Below are 21,109 nucleotides of genomic sequence, written 5' to 3'. Positions count from 1 at the left end.
GCTTAGAGTCCCCAGAACTTCCCCCGCACCATCGCGACGATGGTCAGCAGCACCATGATGAGCACGCCGATCGTCGTGGCATCCTGCGAGAGGAAGCCGAAAAGCCCGCCCAGCACGATGATCACCCCGATCACGAGGTTGATAATCAGCGCCGCTTTCTGCAAACGAGTCCAATGCATGGGCTCATCCACCTTTCCGTGAGGCCGCCAGGCGGCCAGAGATAAAACAACCGCGCCGGCATCCTTGGTGGGATGCGCGACGCGGTGAGCGCGTGCTAAAGACCCGCGCGGAAGTCCATCAAAGCTTACTTGCCGAGCTTACGACGCTGGACACGGGTGCGGCGCAGCATCTTGCGGTGCTTCTTCTTGGACATACGCTTCCGGCGCTTCTTGATCACAGAACCCATAAGGTTTCCTCGCTCACTTCCTATGTGTGATTCGTACGTACGGACCGGCTAATCGTGCCAGCGCCGCCCGATCGGGCGGAGTGCGCAGCTCCGGGAGCGGCGGGCACTGATCAACACAATGCTCCCAGCATAGCGCCGCTGGGCCCGGAGAAAAAACTAGCACCCGGCCGCCCGGGCCTGGAAGAGAGGAAATCCGCAGACACCGGGCGCCACGCGGGACGCTCGCTGTCTGCGGATTTCTTCAGCCTGAAGGGTGCTCCTTCGGCCATTATCCGACGTCGTACACAGAACGCTCGAGGTACTCGTTAACGGCCTGCTCGGGGACGCGGAAGGAACGGCCGACGCGCACCGCCGGCAGCGTTCCGGAATGGACAAGACGGTACACGGTCATCTTGGAGACACGCATGATCTCCGCGACTTCCGCAACCGTCACGAACTTTCCTTTGTTCTCGTTCAGCATATTTACCTTTACCCTTCAGCAGCGGGCGCGCTGTAGGCTTCCCCTCCTACAGATCGGTCACGCACGTGCCGGGACTAGCTTAGCGTGAACAGTGTGACTACTGCGACTTACGTGGTTGTCATCTCAGAAATCCCAGTGCTCACGGGAATTCACCAGGATCACACCGGCCCCGCACGCAGGGGCTGCCACCCTCACATCGGGGTGACGGCCGGCGGGGCACCGTCGTCGAGTCCCGCGCCTACTTGGAGAGCGTCGAGGCCTTCTCCGTGCACGTGGCGATCGCGCGGAAGACCATCCCGCGGAAGCCGGACTCCTCGAACTCGCGGAGGGCGGCCACCGTCGTGCCGCCCGGGGAGGAGACGTTGGCGCGCAAGGTGACCGGATCATCCCCGGACTCCCGCAGCATCCGACCGGAGCCGGCAATCGCGGCCGTCACGAGCTTCTCCGCCTGCGCCCGGGTAAGGCCCTGTTCCACACCGGCGTCGATCATGGCCTCCGCCATGAGGAAGATGTAGGCCGGGGAGGAACCCGCGAGCGCGCCCGCGGCGTCCATCTGCTTCTCCTCGAGGAGGAGGACATCGCCGACGGCAGAGAGCAGCTCCGTTACCCGCTCGACGTGCTCATCATTGGCATAGCGCCCCCGGGCCATGGCGTTCATGCCCGCGCCCACGAGCATCGGCGTGTTCGGCATGCAGCGCACGACGGGCGTGCCGGCGGACAGCGCATCCTCCATCTCCGCGATGGTCACCCCCGCCGCCATGGACACCACCGTGGTGTCTTCGTCGTTCTCATCGAGGGCGGAGGAGATCTCCGAGAGCACGGCCCCCACCTGCGCCGGCTTCACGCAGACGAAGACGACGTCGGCCCCCTCGACGGCGTGCGCATTATCGCGCTCGTCCTTCACCCCGTACTTCTCCTTGAGTTGGGCACCGCGCTCCTCGCTGCGGTTCGTCACTGTGATGCGTGAAGGCTCCACCCCGGAGGCCACGAGCCCCGACGCCAGTGCTTCACCAATTTTTCCGCATCCAAGAATTGCAATAGTGCTCATGACCCACACCCTAACGAAAAAGCCCACCGAGTCTAGACCGGTGGGCGTGCTCCGCCGCGGCGCAGGCGGCTCTCCTGCGGCTGCCGTGCCGCAGCCGTGTCGCTGCTATGCCATCGCGACGAGGAGCGGACCGAACGTCATGAGGAGGCCGACGATCGCCGCGAGGAACATGCTCAGCCCGTCGCGAGACGTCCGCAGCACGTGGACGACGGCCATCATGACCCCCGTCACCGCGAGGCCCAGAACCGCCACGATGATGGCGTTGAGCTCGCTCTCCCAGAGCCGCTGGAAGCCCAGGAACACGATGATGCCGAGCACAATGCCCGCCACCGCGAGGCCGAGCGTCGCGAGCCACGAGCCCTCGCCTTCGTCCTCTTCTTCCTCGCGCTCGGCGGGGGTGTGGGGGACCTCGTTGCCCTCGTCATCGAAGAAGGCGTACTGCGGCTCCTCGTCTTCCTCGACGGCCTGGGGCTGCGCGGACTCCTCCGGGCGCTCGGCGGGAGCCTCGTCCTCGACCACCGGGAGCACACCCGTGCGCTCCTCCGCCGGGGTCTCCGCAGGCTTCTCCTCGGACTCCGCATCGGCGCTGGCCTCGGAGGCCTCAGTAGCCTCGGTGCGGGAGGCGAGCGCCTCGAGGGCCACGGCCTCCTCGGAGACGCGCTCGTTCTCCGCGGTGCGCTCGACGGCGGACTCCTCCGCCCACTCGTCCTCGGCCTTGGGCTCGGGAGCATCGGCGTGCTCGACGGGCTGCGCCTCGTCCTTCTGCGGCTCGGCCTTCGGAGCTTCGGTCTTCTGCTGCTCGGCCGGCGTGGCCTCCTCCACCGCCTCCGGGGCGGCCTGCGGGGCCTGCGGGGCCGTATGCGGCTCCTCGGGCCCGTCGATGGGGCTATCGGTGTGGCGGGAGTCGGCCGGCTTCTCCTTCACCCGCGGGATGGAACCGGTGAGTTCGGCGACGGAGATGCCGCCTTCCTCGAGGCTGCGCCGCCGACGCCGCCTGGGCGCCTCCTGGCCCTCCCCGCTTTTCCCGGCCCGGGCGAGGAGTTCCGCCACGGTGAGCTGTCGATCACTCATTCTCCGGTCCTTTCCTGTCCGGTGCCTGTCTGTTCCTCGGGCTCGCCGAGGCCTGTGTCAATCCGCCGCAGGATCACGCCCTCGCGCAACGCCCACGGACAGATCTCTAGCTTATCTATTCCCAGCGCGCGCATACTAGCCTCCGCCACGAGTGCCCCCGCCACGATCTGGTGGGAGCGGTCGCTGCTCACGCCTTCGAGCTCGGCGCGATCGGCGGCCGTCATGCGTGAGATAAACGCTATCAGCTGGCGCAGGCCCGGCGCGGTGAGCGTCCGGGTGACGTGCGGCCCCGCGGAGGAGGGCGCCGCCCCGGTGAGGCGCGCCAGCGTGCGGAAGGTCTTCGACGTGCCGACGGCCAGCCGCGACTCCCCCAGCGCCCGCAGCTGACGGGCCGGCTCGACGAGCTCCGCGTCGATGTAATCCCGGAGCAGTTTGATCTTCTTGCGCTCGGGCGGGTCGGTGTCGAACCACTGGTGGGTGAGGCGGCCGGCGCCCAGGTCGAGGGAGAAGGCGCATTCGGGGTCCTCGTCCGCGCCGGCGGAGATTTCCAGCGAGCCACCCCCGATGTCGAGGTTGGTGATCTGCCCGGCGGACCAGCCGTACCACCGGCGCACCGCGAGGAAGGTGAGTCGCGCCTCGTCGACGCCGCTCAGCACCTCCAGCCGCACCCCGGTTTCCTTCTCAATGTGGTCGAGGACCTCCTGGGAGTTCGTCGCGGACCGGACGGCGGAGGTCGCGAAGGCGATGAGCTCCGCGCATCCGAGCGTCGAGGCCAAATCATGGGCCTCTGTCACCGCGGCGGTGAGCTTCTTGATCCCCTTGTCGTGGATGGCACCCTTCTTATCGGTGAGCTCCACGAGCCGCAGCGATGTCTTCCAATCGCTCATCGGGGTGGGGTGTCCACCGGGGCGGGCATCGACGGCCACCAGGTGAACAGTGTTGCTGCCCACATCTAATACACCTATTCGCACACCTTTAGGGTAGACGGTCTAGCGTGTCCAAGTGTGAATCACCCATCATCCGCCCCCGTCCCGCTGGGATTCCCCCGCCACTCCCCCGCGGGCCGTTCCATCGCGAGCGGGCGGGAGCTGCCGCCCGATCACCCGCGCGAGTGGTTCGAATTCTTTGATCCCGAGGACCCCGAGCGCCTCTACAGCATCGATCTCACCTGGCTCGAATCCCACTGGCGCTGCCAGTTTGGCACCCCGCGCTGCCCGGGAATCGACGCCACCCTCCCCGAGGTCGGCTGTTGCGTGCACGGGGCCTACCTCGCCGACGAGGAGGATCACGCCCAGCTCAGCGACGCCGTCGCCCGCATGCCGGCCGAGTTTTGGCAGTACCGAGACGTCGGGCTCACGCCTGCGCCGGCGGAGGAATTAGAGGAGAACCAGTCGATCGCGCCGGAGCCGTGGCTCGTCTGGGATGAGCTCGAGGGCGATGACGGGGAGATGGAGCCCGCGCTGAAGACGCGGGTGGTCGACGGCGCCTGCATCTTCGCCAACCGCCGCGGCTGGCCGAGCGGCACGGGCTGCGCCCTGCACCAGTGGGCCGTCGCGGAGGGAGAGGAGCTCACCGTCGTGAAGCCGGAGGTGTGCTGGCAGGTGCCGCTGCGCCGCCACGACGAGTGGGAGGAGCGCCCCGACGGCTCGGAGATCCTGCGGACGACCATCGGCGAATATGACCGCCGCGGCTGGGGCGCGGGCGGCGAGGACTTTGATTGGTACTGCTCCGCGGACCCGGCCTGCCACACCGACCCCCTCCCCGTGTGGCAAACGCAGGAGGCAGAGCTCCGCGCCATCATGGGCGATGCCGCCTATGACATCCTCGCCCGACACCTGCGCCGCCGCGCCGAGTGCCACTACCCCGGCCAGGTGCATCCGGCGACGGCGGCCGCCCAGGAGCGCCCGCCCCGCGAGGACTAAGGACTAGGACTCGAACTTGTAGCCCAGGCCGCGCACGGTGACGAGGAAGCGCGGCTTCGAGGGCTCGGGCTCAATCTTGGAGCGCAGCCGCTTGACGTGGACGTCGAGGGTCTTGGTGTCCCCCACGTAGTCGGTGCCCCACACCCGGTCGATGAGCTGCCCGCGGGTGAGCACCCGACCGGAGTTGAGCAGCAGGTATTCCAGGAGGCTGAACTCCTTGAGCGGCATGGCGACGGGCTCGCCGTCCACGGTGACGATGTGCCGCTCGACGTCCATCCGCACGGGGCCGCCGGTGAGGATGTTGCCGTCGTCCTCCGCGCCCTCGTGATCGGTGTCCGCACCCCGGCGGAGCACGGCGCGAATGCGGGCGATGAGCTCCCGCGAGGAATACGGCTTGGTCACATAGTCATCCGCACCGAGTTCGAGGCCCACCACCTTGTCGATCTCCGAATCGCGCGCGGTCACCATGATGACCGGCACGGAGGACATCTCCCTCAGCCGCTTACACACCTCGGTGCCCGACATGCCGGGCAGCATGAGGTCGAGCAGCACAATGTCCACGGAGTGGCGGGTGAACATCTCGAGGGCCGTCGCGCCATCACCCGCGATGAGCGTGGAAAAACCCTCCTTGCGCAGCAGGAACGCGAGCGGATCGGCCAGCGACTCCTCGTCCTCAACGATCAAAATGGTGGTCATGGCTAGTTTTTATCCTTTCGCCGTGGAGTGACCCGCGAGACCGCCTTGCGGATAGGTGAGGCCGAGTCCTCCTCGGTGCTCTCGGCCTCCGGCGCGTCCTCCGGATGGTGGATAGGAAGCTCAATAGTAAACGTGGATCCCGTTCCCAGCCGGGACCACAGTGAAATGGTGCCCCCGTGGTTCGCGACGACATGCTTGACGATCGCCAGGCCCAGCCCCGTGCCCCCGGTCGAGCGCGAGCGGGCCTTATCCACGCGGAAGAAGCGCTCGAAGACGCGCTTCTGGTTTTCCGGGCTGATCCCGATGCCCCGGTCCGTCACACGAATGAGGACCGTGCCGTCCTTCCCGATCTTCTGCGAGACGGACACCGGCATCGCGTTGGGCGAGTAGTTAATCGCATTGCTCACGAGGTTCGTCAGCGCCGTGGTGAGCAGCGCCTTATCCCCCATGACCTGCACACCCCGATCCTTGCCCTTGATGAGCGTGATGCCCGCGTTCTCCGCGGCAAGCTGGTTGCGCGCGAAGGCCTCGTCGATAATGTCCCCCACTGCCACGGGCTCCATGTCGGGGAGCGCCTCCGCCCCCTGCAGCTTGGACAGCGCGATGAGCTCGTTGATCATGTCGGCCAGCCGGTGGGCCTCCTTGTGGAGGCGCCCGCCGAAGTATTCGACCTGCTCGGGGTCATCGGCGGCCTCGACGACGGCCTCCGCCAGCAGGGCCATCCCGCCGACGGGCGTCTTGAGCTCGTGGGAGACATTCGCGACGAAGTCCCGGCGCGCCGCCTCCATACGCACGTTCTCGGACTCATCGGTGGCGTAGATGATGACGAATCGATCATCGACGAGGGTAAGAGGCTTGATGACGGCCGTGACCGCCGTGACGAGCGCCCCCGGGCGGCGGGTGGGCGCCCGCAGGTCAAGCGATCGCGTCTCCTGGTCCTCAAAGACCAGGTCAGCGCACGCTCTCACCTCGGGGTTGAGCGTGCGCTCGTGGACCACGCCCATGCCGTGGGCGTGCGGATTCGACAAGATCACCTCACCGGAGCGGTCAATGACCGTGATTCCGGTGGGTGATCCTTGGATGGCCAGGTGCAGGACCTGGCTGACCGTCGTCACCTCATTTCTCGCCAGCGTTTCCGAGGAACGGAAACGGCGCAGGCGCTCAGCGAGCGCCCGATAGGCCCGGTAGCCTACTCCAGCGAGGAGGGCCCCCAGGACGAAGGCGAGAAGAGGTGACACACTCACTTATTGCCCTGGGCAGCCACAGCAGCGGCGCCGGCGGCAGCGGCCTCGGGATCGAGGTAGCGGCCACCGGGGTTGAGGACCTTCCCTTCGGCATCGAGCTCGTAGAGGAGCGGGATGCCGGTGGGGATGTTGAGGCCGGCGATGTCCTCGTCGGAGATGTTGTCCAGGTGCTTGACGAGGGCGCGCAGGGAGTTACCGTGGGCCGCGATGAGCACGGTCTCGCCCCTCTTCACTCGGGGGAGGATCTCCTCCTCGAAGTAGGGCACGAGGCGGGCGACGACGTCCTTGAGGCACTCGGTCTTCGGGACGGTGTCGAGGTCGGCGTAGCGCGGGTCGTGGGCCTGGCTGAACTCGTTGTCATCGTCGAGCTCGGGCGGCGGGGTGCCGTAGGAACGGCGCCACTCCATGAACTGCTCTTCGCCGTACTTGTCCTTGGTCTCCGCCTTATTCAGGCCCTGGAGGGCGCCGTAGTGGCGCTCGTTGAGGCGCCAGTCGCGCACAACGGGGATCCAGTGACGGTCGGCCACATCCAGCGCGATGTTCGCGGTCTTGATCGCGCGACGCAGGAGGGAGGTGTAGAGCACCGACGGCTCAATGCCGGACTCCTTGAGCAGCTCGCCACCCCGGCGAGCCTCCTCTTGGCCCTTCTCCGTGAGATCAACGTCCACCCACCCGGTGAACTGGTTCGACGCATTCCATTCGCTCTGGCCATGGCGCAGAAGAATTAGCTGTCCATTACTCATGGGTCCTATTATGCCAGCCGCCCCGGATCCGGTCCTGGTGGGAGCGGTGTGACTCAGCGCTCCTTCCCGCTGGCGAAGCGCTGGGGGCAGTCGGCCACCCCGACGGAGAGCGCATCCTCGTAGAGCTCCTCGAGGCGCTCGGCCGCAGCGCACCAGGAGAAGGAGGCCGCCCGGCGGACGGCGGCTTCTCCCATGGCGATGCGCGTCTCGTCGTCGTCGAGGAGCGTGCCCAGGGCATCGGCCCACGCCTCCGGCTCGTGGCCGTCGACGAGGATCCCCGTCTCCCCCTCGGCGACGGCGAGCGGCAGCCCACCCACCCGGGCCGCGACCACCGGCGTGCCGCTGGCCTGCGCCTCGATGGCGACAAGCCCGAAGGACTCGTTATAACTCGGCACGGCCACGATGTCCGCCGCCTGATACAGCGCCACGAGCTCCTGCGGGGGGCGCGGATTGAGGAAGCGAATGCGCCGCTCCACCCCGAGCTCGCGGGCCAGCTGCGCATACTCCTCCGGGGTGGCGTGCTGCCCCGAGGGCCCGCCACAGATGACGACGCACAGGGCGCGCCCCGGATCCCTGCGCATGAGCTCCGCCGTCGCGCGGATAAGCACCTGCGGCCCCTTGAAGGTCTGCAGCCGGCCCACGAAGGCGATGACCTTGGCGTGCAGCGGAATGCCCAGCTCGCGGCGGGTGCGCTCGGTCGCACGATCGCTGCCCGGGGTGAAGAGCTCCGTGTCCGCGCCCGGGGGGATGACGCGGATGATGGACTCGTCGGCGTCATAGTGCTCGACGAGGTCCGCCCGCTCCTGATCCGTATTGACGACGAGCACATCCGCGTTGTCGACGAGCTGCTGCTCGCAGATCCGCCGCGCCTCCGACTCGGGTGTGTCCTCGGCGCTGCGGTGGGCGTTCTTCACCGCGGCCAAGGTGTGCGCGGTGTGGACGAGCGGGACCTTCCACACATCGCGGAGGAGCCAGCCCACCTGCCCCGAGAGCCAATAGTGGGAGTGGATGAGGTCATAGGAGACGTCGTGGCAGTGTTCCCACTGGAGCATCCCCCCGGCGAAGGCGGCGAGCTGCGTGGGCAGCGCTTCCTTGGCCAGCCCCTCGTAGGGGCCGGCGATGATGTTAATCACGCGGAGGTTCGGCTCCACCTCCACGATCTCCCCCTGGCCCATGCGGGTGGCGCGAGTGAAAATATCCACGGCCACGCCCCGGCGGGCCAAATGCCTGGCGGTCTGCAGTACATAGACGTTCATCCCCCCGGCATCGCCGCTTCCGGGCTGGTGGAGAGGCGAGGTGTGCAGGGAGATCATGGCAACGCGCATAGGGCCATCCTAGAGTCGTGTGGGAGCGTGGCATCCATGCTATGCTACGACCCTGTAACTTACTGCACCGTAAGAGAGTGGGAAGGATCCCGTGTCCGCACTAGAAACCCAAGCCTGGCTCCAGCACTACACCAGTCACACCCCCCATCACCTGGACTACGGGGAGACCACACTGCTGGACATCTACAAGGAGACCATCTCCACCTACCCCTCCAGGACGGCGACGAACTTCTTCGGCCGCACCCTTTCCTACTCCGAGCTCGATAAGCAGGTGCGCCGCTGCGCCGCAGGCCTGCGCGCCTTCGGCGTTCGCCCCGGAGACCCGGTGGCCATCATGCTCCCCAACTGCCCCCAGCACATCATCGCCTTCTGGGCGGTGCTTAACCTCGGGGCGACCGTCGTCGAGCACAACCCCCTCTACACCGCCCACGAGCTCCGCGGCCTCTACAACGACCACGGCGCGCGGGTGGCGATCTGCTGGGACAAGTCGGCGGCCATGCTCGACACCCTCCGGGACAGCACGCCCCTCGAGACCATTGTCTCCGTCAACATGGTGGAGGCCATGCCGCGGACCAAGCAGCTGGCCCTCAAGCTGCCGCTGCCCATGCTGCGCAAGACGCGGGACTCCCTCACCGCCCCCGCCCCCAACACCGTGCCCTGGGAGGTGCTGCTCTCCTCCGCGATTGGCGGCGACGGCGAGACTCTCGCCCCCGCCACCCCGGTCACCAAGCAGACCACGGCCCTCATTCTCTACACCTCGGGAACCACCGGCACCCCCAAGGGCGCCATGCTCAGCCACGGCAACCTCTACGCCAACATCCTCCAGGGCACAGCCTGGGTGAAGGGGCTGGGTGATGAGGTGGAGAAGTGCCTCGCAGCGCTCCCCCTCTTCCACGCCTATGGCATGACGATGCTCGCCACTCTCTCCATGCTCATCGGCGGCGAGCTCATCCTCCTTCCCACCCCGCGCGTGGACCTCATCATCAACAGCCTGAAGAAGGACACCCCCACGTGGGTCCCCGGCGTGCCGACGCTCTACGAGAAGATCGTCGACGCCGCCGAGAAGCAGAACATCAAGATCAAGGGCATCCGCAACTCCTTCAGCGGCGCCTCGACGCTCCCCGCCCGCACCGTCGAGCGCTGGGAGAACGCCACGAACGGGCTGCTCGTCGAGGGCTATGGCCTCACCGAGTGCTCGCCCATCATCGTCGGCAACCCTATGAGCACGGACCGCCGCCCCGGCTATGTGGGCATCCCCTTCCCGGACACGGAAGTGAAGATCGTCAACCCGGAGGACCCCACCGAGATCAGGCCCGACGGCCAGGAGGGCGAGATCCTCGTCCGCGGCCCCCAGGTCTTCAGCGGCTACCTCAACAACCCCGAGGCCACGGAGAAGTCCTTTGTCGACGGCTGGTACCGCACCGGCGACGTCGGGGTCATGGAGCCGGACGGCTTCATCCGGCTCGTCGCCCGCATCAAGGAGGTCATCATCACCGGCGGGTTCAACGTCTACCCCGCCGAGGTCGAAGAGGCCGTGCGCTCCCACCCGGACATTCGTGAGGTGGCCGTCGTCGGCCGGCCGCGCGCCCACGATGGCTCCGAGGACGTCGTTGCCTGCATCACCCTCAACGAGGGCGCGGCGCTCGATCCCGAGGGGCTCAAGGAGTACTGCCGCGAGCGCCTCACCCGGTACAAGGTGCCGCGCACCTTCTACCACTTCGAGGAGCTGGCCCAGGATCAGCTCGGCAAGATTCGCCGGCGCGAGGTCCACGAGCAGCTCATGGAGATCCTCAAGAAGCAGAAATAGGGAAGGCCCCGGGGCCTTCGGGGGGGGCTCGGGGCCGCGGGGGGCCGCGGGATCGGCTAGAGCGAGCAGCCCACCCAGATGGGCTCCGGCTCCAGCCGGACGCCGAAGGCCCGGTTCACCCCATCGCGCACATCGCGCGCCAGCGCCACGATGTCCCCGGTGGAGGCCTCGCCCCGGTTGGTGAGCGCCAGGGTGTGCCGCGTCGAGAGCCGCGCTGGCGCCCCCTCCCCCGGGTAGCCGCGATCAAAACCGGCCCGATCAATGAGCCACGCCGCGGAGAGCTTCACCTTGCCCTCCCCCGCCGGGAAGCGGGGCATGGACTCGGCTTCCTCGGCGCCGAGGGAGCGTCGAACCTTATCCTGCACGCTGTCCGCGATCTGTGCGGGCACGATGGGGTTCGTGAAGAAGGAGCCGGCCGACCACGTGTCGTGATCCCCCGGGATGAGCACCATGCCCTTCCCGCGGCGAAGGTCGAGGACGACCTCCCGCACCTCGGCGGCCGGGCGGCGCTCCCCCGCGCTCGAGGCGCCGAGGCGTCGCGCCAGCTCCCCGAAGCGCAGCGGCGCCGAGAGCCCATCGGTGCGGAGCTGGAACTCCGCCTCCAGGACCACGGCCCGGGCCGTGAACTTGAGGTTCGAATAGCGATAGGAGAGGTCCAGCGCACTCGCCGGAACCCAGGACACCTCGCCCGTCTCCCGATCCAGCAGGCGCACCCGCGTGAGCACGTCCGCGATCTCCGCCCCGTACGCCCCCACGTTCTGCACCGGGGTGGCCCCCGCCGAGCCCGGGATCCCCGAAAGACACTCCAGCCCGCCGAGACCGGCAGCAAGGGACGTCGAGACCACCTCATCCCACACGGCCCCCGCCTCCGCGCGGAGCAGGCCCGTGTCCTCCTCGACGCTCACCCCTGCGCACTCAATGAGCACGACGACGAGGTCGAGCGGCTCCTCATCGGCCACGAGGAGGTTCGAGCCGCCGCCCACGACGAGCAGCGGCACCCCGGCGGCGTCGAGCCGGCGCACCGTCTCCACCACCGCATCCTGGGTCCGGCAGCGCACCGTGAGGCGCGGCCGAGCACCGACGTGAAAGGTCGTGAGATCGGCGAGAGTGGTCTGCTCGTCGAGGACGGCACCATCAATATCGTTCAGTACTGGGGTTGGAGATGAATCTGCCACGCCCCTAACGGTAGTCTGTGGAGCATGACAACACGCAGTGAGAACGTTGTAACTATTCACCAGCCGGCCGAGAAGGTGCACGCCGCCCTCACGAACGCCGACTACTGGGCCCACAACGTGGCCCACCTCTCCCCGGAGCCGGGTCAGGTCCACGAGTTCACCGAGCAGGACGGCGGCGCCGTCGCCACCCTCTACGAGGTGCTCCCCATGGAGATCCTCCCCGAGGCCGTCCGCGCGATGATCTCCCAGTCCCTCAAGGTCAAGCGCGTCGTGACCGTCGGCGCCCTCGAGGATGGCGCGGCCGACATCTCCTACACCGCTGACGTCAAGGGCACCCCGGTGGACTTCAAGGGCGACATCTCCCTCAAGGGCGACGACGCTACCACCACCCTCTCCTACGAGAACGAAATCTCCGTCAACATCCCCTTCATGGGCCCGGCCATCGAGCCGAAGGTTGCCGACGCCCTCGGCGAGCTCTTCCAGAACGAGGGCACGCTCACCGAGGAATGGATCGAGCAGAACCTCTAAATACACATGGCTGATCACGCCCACAATCTCCGCGCCCGGCTCCACACTGCGCACCAACCCGGCGCGGTGGGCGTGATCACTCGGGGGACCACGGGCTACAACCGGCTGCGCCGCTGCGACCGCTGGATGGCCCACCACGCGGGGATCCGTCGCCTCCTGCGCGACGCCCCCGAACCCCTCGCCATTGACCTCGGCTACGGGGCCAGCCACACCACCACCGTCGAGTGGGCGCGCTGGCTGCGCCGCATCACCCCGGACGTGCGCGTCATCGGACTGGAAATTGACCCCGAGCGCGTGCTCCCGCCCCGCGAGGGCGTCCACTTCGAACTCGGCGGCTTCGAGCTGGCCGGCCACCGGCCCCACCTCGTCCGCGCCTTCAACGTGCTCCGCCAGTACGACGTCTCCCAAGTCACCAGCACCTGGGCGATGGTCTGCGAGCGGCTCGCACCCGGCGGACTCTACGTCGAGGGCACCTGCGATGAACTGGGCCGACGCGCCAGCTGGGTCACCCTCGACGCCCACGGCCCGCGCAGCCTCACCCTGGCCTGGGACCCGCACGACGTCGACACCCCCTCCGACGTGGCCGAACGCCTCCCCAAGATCCTCATCCACCGCAACGTGCCCGGGGAGAACATCCACGCCCTCCTCCAGCGCCTCGACGCCGCCTGGGAGCGCTGCGCCGGCTGGTCCCCGCACGGGCCGCGGATCCGGTGGCGCCACACGCTGGACCTTCTCCGCGAGGAGGGGCTCCCCTTCGAGGCGTCGCGCCGGCCCATCCGGGATAATCTCATCACCGTTCCGTGGGAGATTGTGGACCCGGGGGCGGCCCAGCCAGGTACTGCGGGGGACTAGCAAAAATGGTTCCCCTACGGAAAGATGGGGCTCGTGACTAAGTCGACTTCTTCCCGTGCAATCAAGTTCCTTGTCATTCTCGTTGTTGTGCTGGTGATCCTCGGGGCGCTCGCCGAGTTCGGTGTTCGCCACATGATCCGCAGCAGCTTCCGCGATGATGTCATGCACCACGCCCAGGAGGCCGGGGTGGAGAACCCCGAAGAGCCGAACATTTCTTTCGGGGCCTCCCCCGTGCTGTTCTCCCTCATTACCAAGAAGGTGCCCCACGTCGACATGACCACCCCGGACACCTCGCAGGTGAGCTGGCCGGGCGGCCCCAACGACCTCCCCGAGATCAAGGGGCAGCCGAGCTCCGCCGTCACGCTGGATAGCGTGGACATTTCGAATTCCGAGGCCCCCATCGCCGAGCACCTGCGGATCAGCACCACGCTCGGGGATGACTACCTGAAGGCCGTCCTCCAGCAGAGCATGGCCGGGGGCGGCAGCCAGGATGACTATGCGGAGGACGTGATCCAGTCCCTCTTCCGCATCACCGGCGTCACGAGCAACGCCGAGGAGGGCACCATCACCATCGAGTTCACCGGTGGGGCCACCTCGATGACGCTCAAGCCCTTCGCCCAGAACGGGCGCCTCGCCTTCGAGATCACCAGGAGCTCTATCTTCGGCCTCAACCTCTCCGAGGACGTCAACAGGGTCATCGGCGAGGACCTGAGCGAGGGCTTCGCGGAATCCGCCCAGGAGGGCCTGCGCATCGAGGACGCCGCGGTCACCGCCGACGGGCTTCAGCTCACCATGAGCGGGCAAAACGTCAACCTCCACGACATCAGCGGCGCCGCCGCCCCCGCCGCTTCCGCCTCTTCCGCCGCCTAGAGCGGGCGGAGAACCCCCAGGTCCATCCCCCGGGCGCTCTCCCACACGTCACTGGGAAGAGCCTCGAGGGTGACGTGTGTGGGCAGCAGGGCGGCGTCGATCCCCGCGCGGGCATAGTACTGGAGCAGCTGCGGCCACCCCGCCTCCTCCCCGCCGAGAACGACGCACAGGCGCACCGGTGAGGGCACGGCCTCCCGGACGGTCACCGCCTCCATGAGGGCCCGGTTGGGGTCCGCGCTGGACTCCGCCGGCACGCACAGCGCGATCGCCGCGGCCCCCTGCTGCACGGCAAGCCGCGCCTCCGCCGCCTTGACCAGGGGCTCGTGCAGACCGGTGGGATAGCCGGCCGTCGAGCCCACGACAAAGCCCCGATCCTGGGCGCCCGCGGTGCCGGCGACGAGCGTCGGCGGCACCCAGAGGTCGGGGTAGCCCGCCGCGGAGGCACCGGGCTGGTGGGCGTCGAGCCATGCGCTGACCTGCGCGGATCGCACCTCCGCCCCGAGGAGCGCCGCGCCCAGATCCAGGAGGGTCCTAGTAGCCATAGGTCCCGTCGATGAGGCTGCGAAGCTGCGGGCGCACGTCAAACCAGTAGACCCCGATGATGACGATCCCGATCCACGGCAGGATGGGGATGCTCCCCCGGCTGAGAACGTCGAGGACAATGACCACGGCGGAGCCGAAGAGCATGGCCACCCACGCGAGCTTGGGCATGCGATCCCCGGCGGGGAAGGCATCCTCGCGGGTCATGAGCGCCAGGACGCCGCCCACGACGCCCGCGACAGCCACGAGCCCCTGCACGGCCAGCGTCACGATGAGGAGAGCGACGGACAGATCGTGGAAGATGGTCAACGATCCTCCTCTCGCTCCGCGATGACCTCGCCCTCGAGGATGCCGGGCTCAGCCTTCTTCCGGGACTCCGCGCGACACTCGCGGCGCTCCGCCAGCTTCTCCTGGATCGAGTCCATGGAGGCGGAGAGCGCCTCCGAGAGGGCATCGCGCAGGTCATCGACCTTCTCGCTCTGCTTCGTGCTCGACGCCGCCCGCTTCACCGATCCGCCGACCTCCCGGAGGGACTGCCCGGTGTGCCGCGCGGCGTCGGATACCGCGTCCTTGAGTTCCTCCTTGGTGCGGGCGTCAATCAGCCGGTTGCCGATCTCCTTCGCCCCCGCGGCGCTCGGCAGGGAGCCGTTCTCCTTGAGGTGGCCGGAGAATTCCCCCGCGAGGTCCCTCGCCTTGGTACCGGCGTCCGCCCACTTCTGCAGTGGGCCATCCTTCGTATTATTCGTGCTCATTGGGTGTGTCCTTGTTCGTGTGGGTGGGGTGGTGCAGCCCGGCGCCGTCCGGCCGAACCGCGCCTATGCCCCGAAAATCAGATGGTTCACAGTGTAAATCGCGAGTCCGGCCAGCGCACCCACGATGGTTCCATTGAGGCGGATGAACTGCAGATCCTTGCCCACCATGAGCTCCATCTTCTCGCTTGCTTCCTCCGCATCCCAGCGGCGGACGGTCTCCGAGATGATGCCGGTGATCTCCTCCGCGTAGTTATCCGCCAGGAAGGTGGCCGCGCGGCGCACCTTTCCGTCGAGGGAACGGCGCAGCTCATCATCCTCCCGGAGACGGTTGCCCCATTCCTCCGCGAGCTGGGCGATCTTCACCCTCAGGAGCGAATCCTCGTGGGTGGCCTGCTCAAGGATGCTCGCCGAGGTGGAGTCCCACAGGGAGCGGGCCACGCCCGCCAGGGCGCTCGAGCCCATGATGTCGCCCTTCCACCGCTCGATGCGATCGATCATGGTCGGATCATTCTGCAGATCCCTGGCCAGGCGGGTGAGCCAGCGGCGGGCGGCATAGCGCGCCTCGTGGTGCGGGTCCCTGGAGACGTCCTCGGTGAAGCGGATGAGCTCGCGGTAGACCTTCTCCCCGATGAGGTTATTCACGAAGCGGGGCGCCCACACCGGCTTGCGTTCGTCGATAATGCGGACGATGAGCTCCTCCGCGCCGATCGCCTTGCGATGCGCCCAGTGCGCCAACTCCTCGATGAGCGGCTCCGTCCGCCCATCCTCGATGAGCTGCTCGAGCACTCGGCCCAGCGGCGGCGCCCACTCGGGCTCGGCAAGTTTGTCGACGACGAGCCGCCGCAGCACATTCTCCGCCTCCCCCGGGTCGATGGCCTCGACGACGCGGGCGGTGAACTTCCCGACCTGCGCGGAGACCGTCGCCGCGTTCTTCGGCTTGCTCAGCCACTCCCCCGCGCGCTCCGGGAGCTGCGCCTGAGCGACCTTCTCCGTGATGAGCTCGGCGTTGAGGAAGTTCTCCCCCACGAAACCGGAGAGCTGGTCCCCCAGCTGGTCCTTCTTGCGAGGGATGAGGGCGGTGTGCGGGATCGGCAGCCCCATGGGGTGCCGGAAGAGCGCGGTCACCGCGAACCAGTCGGCCAGGCCGCCCACCATGCCCGCCTCCGCCGCAGCGCGGACATAGCCCACCCAGACGGCGGCGTCGGCGTGTTCATGCTGCCACCAGCTACAGCTGAGGAAGATGATGGCGGCAATGATGAGGAGTCCCGTGACGAAGGCCTTGTGCCGGCGAAGGGTCCGGCGGCGCTCGGCTTCGACTTCGGGGCTGGGGCCGGGCAACGGCCGGCTCCCCTGCAGTGCATGATTAGCCATAGTGCCCATTATTCCGCCAAAGCACCCCACTCCAACCAGGAGGGGGTGCTTTGCTATGGAGGCGTGCTCGGGTGAGTGACGCGAGTGATGGGTCAGGGACTAGAAGTGGTGCCCCGTCTCTTTCACATAGGAGCGGTAGTAGCGCCGCCCATAGTGGATGAGGCCGAAACCGATGACCAGGAAAGCCACCGCCAGGATGGCCCCCAGGACGAGGAAGAACATCCCTGCCTGGTTCGGGTTCCACAGCACGGAGGCCACACCGAACACGAGGATGCCGAATCCAGCGAGGGAGGCCAGGACGAAGCCCATGCCAATCCACGTGGAGCTGCGCTGCAGAGAGGAGTGCGGCGCAGAGAGGCTCGAGGGGTGGTAACCCTCGACATAGTGCATACGACCTTCATAGGCCGGGAAGGATTCCTTGGGGGCTGTGGCCTGGCTGGATGCCATCGCCATCACTCACCTTTCTCAGAATTGTGAAGAGCTCATCTCAGCTGAGCTTCATACTACCTCAGTCGTCCTTGGTCCGAAGAGCGGCCCGGACGCGTTCCTTGTTGATGGCGGCGACGGCGGTCAGCGGGATGCCGGCCGGGCAGACGTCGGCGCACTCCCCGTAGAGGGAGCAGGGGCCGAAGTTGGTCTCCAGCTCGTCGATCATCTGACGGGCGCGCTTGCCACGCTCTTCCTTGCCCAGCGGGAGCATCTTGAGGTGGACGAGCTTCGCGCCGGTGAACAGGTGGGCTGCACCGTTCGGGCAGGCGGCGACGCACGCACCACAGCCGATGCAGGCGGCGTGGTCGAGGGCTCGCTCGGCGACATCGTGGTTGACGTGGAGGGTGTCAGCATCCGGCGCGGTGCCGGCGTTGATGGAGACGTAGCCACCCTTCTGCATGACGCGGTCAAGGGCGGAGCGGTCCACCACCATGTCTTTGATGACCGGGTAGGCATTGGAGCGCAGCGGCTCAATGCGCAGGTGGTCACCGTCGTGGTAGCTCACGAGGCGCTGCTGGCAGGCCGGCTTGTTCTTGTCGGCGCCGTGGGGGCGGCCGTTCACCGTGAGGCCACAGGTACCGCAGATACCCTCACGGCAGTCGGAGGCGAAGGCGAAGGGCTCCTTGCCTTCCTCGATGAGGCCGGAGTTGACGTGGTCCAGAAGCTCCAGGATGGACATCTGCGGCACAGCATCCGGGACCTCGATGGTCTCGAAACGGCCCTCCTGCGTAGGTCCAGCCTGACGCCAGATTTCCAGTGTCAGTTTCATTACTTGTAGTTCCTTGTCTGCAGCGGGATCGATTCGAAGTACAGCGGTTCAGCGTGGCGGATGAACGTGTGGTTCTCGCCAGGCTCCCACGCGGAGACGAAGCACCAGTGCTCGTCGTCACGCTCGGCCTCGCCGTCCTCAGAGAGGTGGTCATCGCGGTAGTGCGCACCGCAGGACTCGTCGCGGTCGAGAGCATCGATGCACATGAGCTCACCGAGGTCGATGTAGTCCGCGACGCGGTTCGCGTACTCGAGGACCTGGTTCATCTCGTGCTGCTCGCCGGTGATCCGCATGTTGGCCCAGAAGTCCTCGCGCAGGGCGCGGATCTTCTCGATGCCGTCGGCAAGATCCTTGGTGTTGCGGGCAACGCCGCAGGAGAAGTAGAGGATCTCACCGAGCTGACGGTGGTAGTACTCCGGGCCGTGCGGGTTGTCGCCCTTGATGTTCATCAGGCGATCAATGCGGGCCTGGGCGGTCTCGACGGCGGCCTGGGCCTCCGGGGAGTCCTCCGCGAGCTTCTCCGTGCCGAGCAGCGGGGCCAGGTAGTTCGGCACCGTGAACGGGAGCGTGAACCAGCCGTCCACCGAAGCGGAGAGCAGGGAGTTCGCGCCCAGACGGTTGGCGCCGTGGTAGGTCCAAGAGCACTCGCCGGCGGCGAAGAGACCCGGGATGGAGGTCATCTCGTTGAAGTCCGTCCACAGGCCACCCATGGTGAAGTGGCAGGTCGGGGCGATGCGCATCGGCGTGGTGTAGGGGTCCTCGCCGATGGACTCCTCGTACATCTGGAAGAGGTTGGAGTAACGCTCCCGAACCGTGTCCTTACCGAGGCGCTCGATAGCGTCGCGGAAGTCCAGGTAGGCAGAGTTGTGCAGAGGTCCGACGCCCAGGCCCTTGTTGATCTGCTGGGAGATCGCACGGGACGCGACGTCGCGGGGCACGAGGTTACCGAAGGCCGGGTAACGACGCTCGAGGAAGTAGTCGCGCTCCTCCTCGGGGATCGTGTTGGGATCCCGGTCGTCCTTGGGCTCCTTCGGGGACCAGATGCGGCCGTCGTTACGCAGCGACTCCGACATCAGAATGGTCTTGGACTGCCACTCGGAGTTGACTGGAAGGCCCGTCGGGTGGAACTGGATGAAGGAGGGCGAGGCCAGGTAGGCGCCGTGCTCGTAGGCGCGCATCATGGCGGACGCGTTGGAGTTCTTCGCCAGCGTGGACATGTGGAAGACGTTGCCGTAGCCACCGGTGGCCAGCACGACGGCGTGGCCGGTGTGGGCGCTGAGATCACCCGTGATGAGGTTACGGGTCACGATGCCTTCGCAGCGCTTCTCCCCATCCTTCTCCGTGATGATGAAGTCCACGAGGTCGTTATGGGTGAAGATCTCCACGGAGCCCAGGTGGATCTGGCGCTGCAGAGCCGACGCGGTGGACAGCTGCAGCTGCTGACCCGTTTGGCCACGGGTGTAGTAGGTGCGGGAGACCTGCACACCACCGAAGGAACGGGTGGCCAGGGTGCCGCCGTACTCGCGGGCGAAGGGGGCGCCGATGGCATTCATGTGGTCGATGACGCGCACCGACTCATAGGCCAGACGCCAGCAATCGGACTCACGGCAGCGGTAGTCGCCGCCCTTGACGGTGTCCTTGACGTGGCGGTAGGCGCCGTCGTTGTCCACCTTCTTACCGCGGGCGGAGTTGACACCACCCTGCGCGGCGATGGAGTGCGCACGACGAGGGGCGTCGTGGTAGGTGAAGGCCTTGACGTTGTAGCCGAGCTCGCCGAGGGCGGCCGCGGCAGCACCGCCGCTGAGGCCGGTGCCCACCACGAGGATGGTGAACTTGCGGCGGTTCAGCGGAGAGACCAGGTTCATGTGGTCTTTCTGGTACTGCCACATGTCCTTCGTCGGGACACCCTTGGGCTCGTGGGATTCCAGGATGCTGCCCAGGCGGACGTTCTCGACGACGGAGCTAGGCTGGGTGAACTCGGGACGAGCGGCAGTCTCTGTGTTATTGCTCATGATTCCTCTTCCTTATCCAGTTCCTCAGCTAATTACTCCGCAGAGGATCAGCAGCGGCATGGAAATGTTGCCGATCATCACGATCGCCGGGACAAGGTAGGCGATGACCAGGATCGCCTGACGCCAGCGACGACCGGTGATACCGAGGTCGCTCGCAGCCAGCCACACACCGTGGGAGAGGTGCAGGAAGAGCACCACCATGGCGATGATGTAGAAGATGGCGACGGCCGGGCGGGAGAAGCTGGCCACCATGTTGGCGTGGATCGTGCCCTCGTGGAAGGCGCTGCTCGCTGCCGGGGTCACACCCATGGTGAGGTCCAGGATGTGGAAGATGATGAAGGCCAGCAGGATGATGCCGGTCACGAGCATCGTGCGGGACGTGAAGGAGTTCAGCCCACCGATGAGGTTGGTGCGGCGGAACTTTCCGCGGGCCTGGTGGGCGCGCGCGGTGAGCGCGAATGCGCCGTAGATGTGGAGCACGATCGCCACCAGAAGCACGATGCGGAAGATCCACAGGGCACCCTCGTGCGGGAGCAGCGGGGCGCCGAGGTCACGGAGCCACGCACCGTAGACGTCGATCGGCGCCTTGCCATCCTCATCGGGCATGTAGATCTTCAGGTTCCCCACCATGTGCACCAGGACGAAGAGCCCAAAGATGAGGCCAGTGATGGCCATGGTGAGCTTGATCGCCCAGCTGGGGTACTTCGGCAGCTTCCGCAGAGGCTCCTCAGTAATTTTTCCGTGGGCAATGGCCACGGGATCCGGGTTCTTTGTAGTCATGACACCTCCATAGTCGCCTCAATTTTATGTCTCTCCCCCGCGCGGATCCTATTCAGGAAGATCTCAGACACCCTGAGCCTGGAGACCATTCGCGCCGGTAGCCGTGGTTTTTAGGTATGGCTTCCCTAGTCTTTCCGCTCGGCGCCCTGGCACTATAAGGCCGGTTCCTGCCGTTCTTCGGAGTTCTCACTGAATACCCCTGCGAAATTGCTCTCTCTGTGACTTTTCTCACCTTTAGTGAAAATCGGG

The 21,109-nt window shown here is 66.8% G+C and carries 24 protein-coding genes; 5 read left to right on the top strand and 19 right to left on the bottom strand.

Translation table 11 applies throughout. The features are described 5' to 3' along the window. Nucleotides 1–2: 2 nt before the first annotated feature. The 6 genes from L1O03_RS01295 to L1O03_RS01270 all read right to left on the bottom strand — a co-directional run bounded on the left by L1O03_RS01295 (nt 3) and on the right by L1O03_RS01270 (nt 3,956). Nucleotides 3–179: a hypothetical protein gene (locus tag L1O03_RS01295; RefSeq protein WP_236117613.1), complete on the bottom strand. Its 177-nt coding sequence runs from the start codon at nt 177–179 to the stop codon at nt 3–5. 125 nt (nt 180–304) lie between these two features. Further along, entirely contained in the window at nt 305–406 is a 102-nt protein-coding gene (locus L1O03_RS01290) for a 30S ribosomal protein bS22 (RefSeq protein WP_003855542.1), read from the bottom strand. Between the two features lie 268 nt (nt 407–674). Then, the gene (locus tag L1O03_RS01285; RefSeq protein WP_236117612.1) at nt 675–866 is read right to left on the bottom strand and encodes a helix-turn-helix domain-containing protein; all 192 of its coding nucleotides are present in this window, start codon (nt 864–866) and stop codon (nt 675–677) included. Nucleotides 867–1,104: 238 nt separating this feature from the next. Further along, entirely contained in the window at nt 1,105–1,914 is an 810-nt protein-coding gene (gene proC / locus L1O03_RS01280) for a pyrroline-5-carboxylate reductase (protein ID WP_236117611.1), read from the bottom strand. A gap of 105 nt (nt 1,915–2,019) precedes the next feature. Continuing rightward, entirely contained in the window at nt 2,020–2,985 is a 966-nt protein-coding gene (locus tag L1O03_RS01275; RefSeq protein WP_236117610.1) for a hypothetical protein, read from the bottom strand. Continuing rightward, a complete protein-coding gene (locus tag L1O03_RS01270) occupies nt 2,982–3,956 on the bottom strand; it encodes a Ppx/GppA family phosphatase (protein ID WP_236117609.1) in 975 nt (324 codons plus the stop codon). The genes L1O03_RS01275 and L1O03_RS01270 overlap by 4 nt, the downstream gene beginning before the upstream one ends. A 33-nt stretch (nt 3,957–3,989) precedes the next feature. Here L1O03_RS01270 and L1O03_RS01265 point away from each other — a divergent pair, with 33 nt between their 5' ends. Further along, nucleotides 3,990–4,907, top strand: a complete 918-nt coding sequence (locus L1O03_RS01265) for a DUF3109 family protein (protein ID WP_236117608.1) — start codon at nt 3,990–3,992, stop codon at nt 4,905–4,907. A gap of 3 nt (nt 4,908–4,910) precedes the next feature. On the opposite strand, the gene L1O03_RS01260 is transcribed toward L1O03_RS01265, so the two are convergent. Genes L1O03_RS01260 through mshA form a run of 4 tightly spaced genes read right to left on the bottom strand, consistent with a single transcriptional unit; the run spans nt 4,911 to nt 8,915 of the window. Continuing rightward, nucleotides 4,911–5,603 carry a response regulator transcription factor gene (locus tag L1O03_RS01260; RefSeq protein WP_236117607.1) on the bottom strand — a complete coding sequence of 231 codons (693 nt, stop codon included), beginning with the start codon at nt 5,601–5,603 and terminating at the stop codon, nt 4,911–4,913. Nucleotides 5,604–5,605: 2 nt separating this feature from the next. After that, entirely contained in the window at nt 5,606–6,841 is a 1,236-nt protein-coding gene (locus L1O03_RS01255; protein WP_236118030.1) for a sensor histidine kinase, read from the bottom strand. Between the two features lie 2 nt (nt 6,842–6,843). Next, nucleotides 6,844–7,590, bottom strand: a complete 747-nt coding sequence (locus L1O03_RS01250) for a phosphoglyceromutase (RefSeq protein ID WP_236117606.1) — start codon at nt 7,588–7,590, stop codon at nt 6,844–6,846. Between the two features lie 53 nt (nt 7,591–7,643). Then, on the bottom strand, nt 7,644–8,915 hold the full coding sequence (gene mshA / locus L1O03_RS01245) for a D-inositol-3-phosphate glycosyltransferase (RefSeq protein WP_236117605.1): 1,272 nt from the start codon (nt 8,913–8,915) through the stop codon (nt 7,644–7,646). Nucleotides 8,916–9,006: 91 nt separating this feature from the next. Here mshA and L1O03_RS01240 point away from each other — a divergent pair, with 91 nt between their 5' ends. Further along, the gene (locus tag L1O03_RS01240; RefSeq protein WP_236117604.1) at nt 9,007–10,722 is read left to right on the top strand and encodes a long-chain-fatty-acid--CoA ligase; all 1,716 of its coding nucleotides are present in this window, start codon (nt 9,007–9,009) and stop codon (nt 10,720–10,722) included. Nucleotides 10,723–10,778: 56 nt separating this feature from the next. Here the strand turns inward: L1O03_RS01240 and L1O03_RS01235 are convergent, their stop codons facing one another. Next, nucleotides 10,779–11,897, bottom strand: a complete 1,119-nt coding sequence (locus tag L1O03_RS01235; RefSeq protein ID WP_236117603.1) for a UDP-N-acetylmuramate dehydrogenase — start codon at nt 11,895–11,897, stop codon at nt 10,779–10,781. A 24-nt stretch (nt 11,898–11,921) separates the two neighbouring features. On the opposite strand from L1O03_RS01235, the gene L1O03_RS01230 reads away from it, so the two are divergent. The 3 genes from L1O03_RS01230 to L1O03_RS01220 are packed head-to-tail and all read left to right on the top strand — an operon-like array spanning nt 11,922 to nt 14,147. Further along, nucleotides 11,922–12,425: a DUF2505 domain-containing protein gene (locus L1O03_RS01230; protein WP_236117602.1), complete on the top strand. Its 504-nt coding sequence runs from the start codon at nt 11,922–11,924 to the stop codon at nt 12,423–12,425. Nucleotides 12,426–12,431: 6 nt separating this feature from the next. Continuing rightward, on the top strand, nt 12,432–13,277 hold the full coding sequence (locus tag L1O03_RS01225) for a class I SAM-dependent methyltransferase (protein ID WP_236117601.1): 846 nt from the start codon (nt 12,432–12,434) through the stop codon (nt 13,275–13,277). Between the two features lie 33 nt (nt 13,278–13,310). After that, nucleotides 13,311–14,147: an LmeA family phospholipid-binding protein gene (locus L1O03_RS01220; protein ID WP_236117600.1), complete on the top strand. Its 837-nt coding sequence runs from the start codon at nt 13,311–13,313 to the stop codon at nt 14,145–14,147. Here L1O03_RS01220 and L1O03_RS01215 read toward each other — a convergent pair. From L1O03_RS01215 to L1O03_RS01180, 8 genes are all read right to left on the bottom strand, one after another. Then, entirely contained in the window at nt 14,144–14,689 is a 546-nt protein-coding gene (locus L1O03_RS01215; RefSeq protein WP_236117599.1) for a hypothetical protein, read from the bottom strand. The genes L1O03_RS01220 and L1O03_RS01215 overlap by 4 nt on opposite strands. After that, nucleotides 14,679–14,990, bottom strand: a complete 312-nt coding sequence (locus L1O03_RS01210) for a DUF2516 family protein (protein ID WP_236118029.1) — start codon at nt 14,988–14,990, stop codon at nt 14,679–14,681. The genes L1O03_RS01215 and L1O03_RS01210 overlap by 11 nt, the downstream gene beginning before the upstream one ends. A gap of 2 nt (nt 14,991–14,992) precedes the next feature. Further along, nucleotides 14,993–15,439, bottom strand: a complete 447-nt coding sequence (locus tag L1O03_RS01205) for a CGLAU_01105 family protein (protein WP_236117598.1) — start codon at nt 15,437–15,439, stop codon at nt 14,993–14,995. Between the two features lie 63 nt (nt 15,440–15,502). Beyond that, a complete protein-coding gene (locus tag L1O03_RS01200; RefSeq protein ID WP_420830264.1) occupies nt 15,503–16,810 on the bottom strand; it encodes a DUF445 domain-containing protein in 1,308 nt (435 codons plus the stop codon). A 99-nt stretch (nt 16,811–16,909) separates the two neighbouring features. Then, nucleotides 16,910–17,257 (bottom strand): hypothetical protein, encoded by a 348-nt coding sequence (locus L1O03_RS01195; protein WP_236117596.1) that lies wholly within the window; start codon nt 17,255–17,257, stop codon nt 16,910–16,912. 61 nt (nt 17,258–17,318) lie between these two features. Next, nucleotides 17,319–18,068, bottom strand: coding sequence for a succinate dehydrogenase/fumarate reductase iron-sulfur subunit (locus L1O03_RS01190; protein WP_236117595.1), 750 nt, complete (start codon nt 18,066–18,068; stop codon nt 17,319–17,321). Beyond that, nucleotides 18,068–20,080, bottom strand: coding sequence for a fumarate reductase/succinate dehydrogenase flavoprotein subunit (locus L1O03_RS01185; protein WP_236117594.1), 2,013 nt, complete (start codon nt 20,078–20,080; stop codon nt 18,068–18,070). Before L1O03_RS01185 ends, L1O03_RS01190 begins: the two co-directional genes overlap by 1 nt. Before the next feature lie 24 nt (nt 20,081–20,104). Beyond that, nucleotides 20,105–20,860 (bottom strand): succinate dehydrogenase cytochrome b subunit, encoded by a 756-nt coding sequence (locus L1O03_RS01180; protein ID WP_236117593.1) that lies wholly within the window; start codon nt 20,858–20,860, stop codon nt 20,105–20,107. Nucleotides 20,861–21,109 lie beyond the last annotated feature (249 nt).

The sequence above is a fragment of the Corynebacterium uropygiale genome, from assembly GCF_021568315.1.
GTDB classification, from domain to species: domain Bacteria; phylum Actinomycetota; class Actinomycetes; order Mycobacteriales; family Mycobacteriaceae; genus Corynebacterium; species Corynebacterium uropygiale.
Note: the sequence above shows the minus strand (reverse complement) of the source record. Positions and strands in the feature narration are given on the sequence as shown.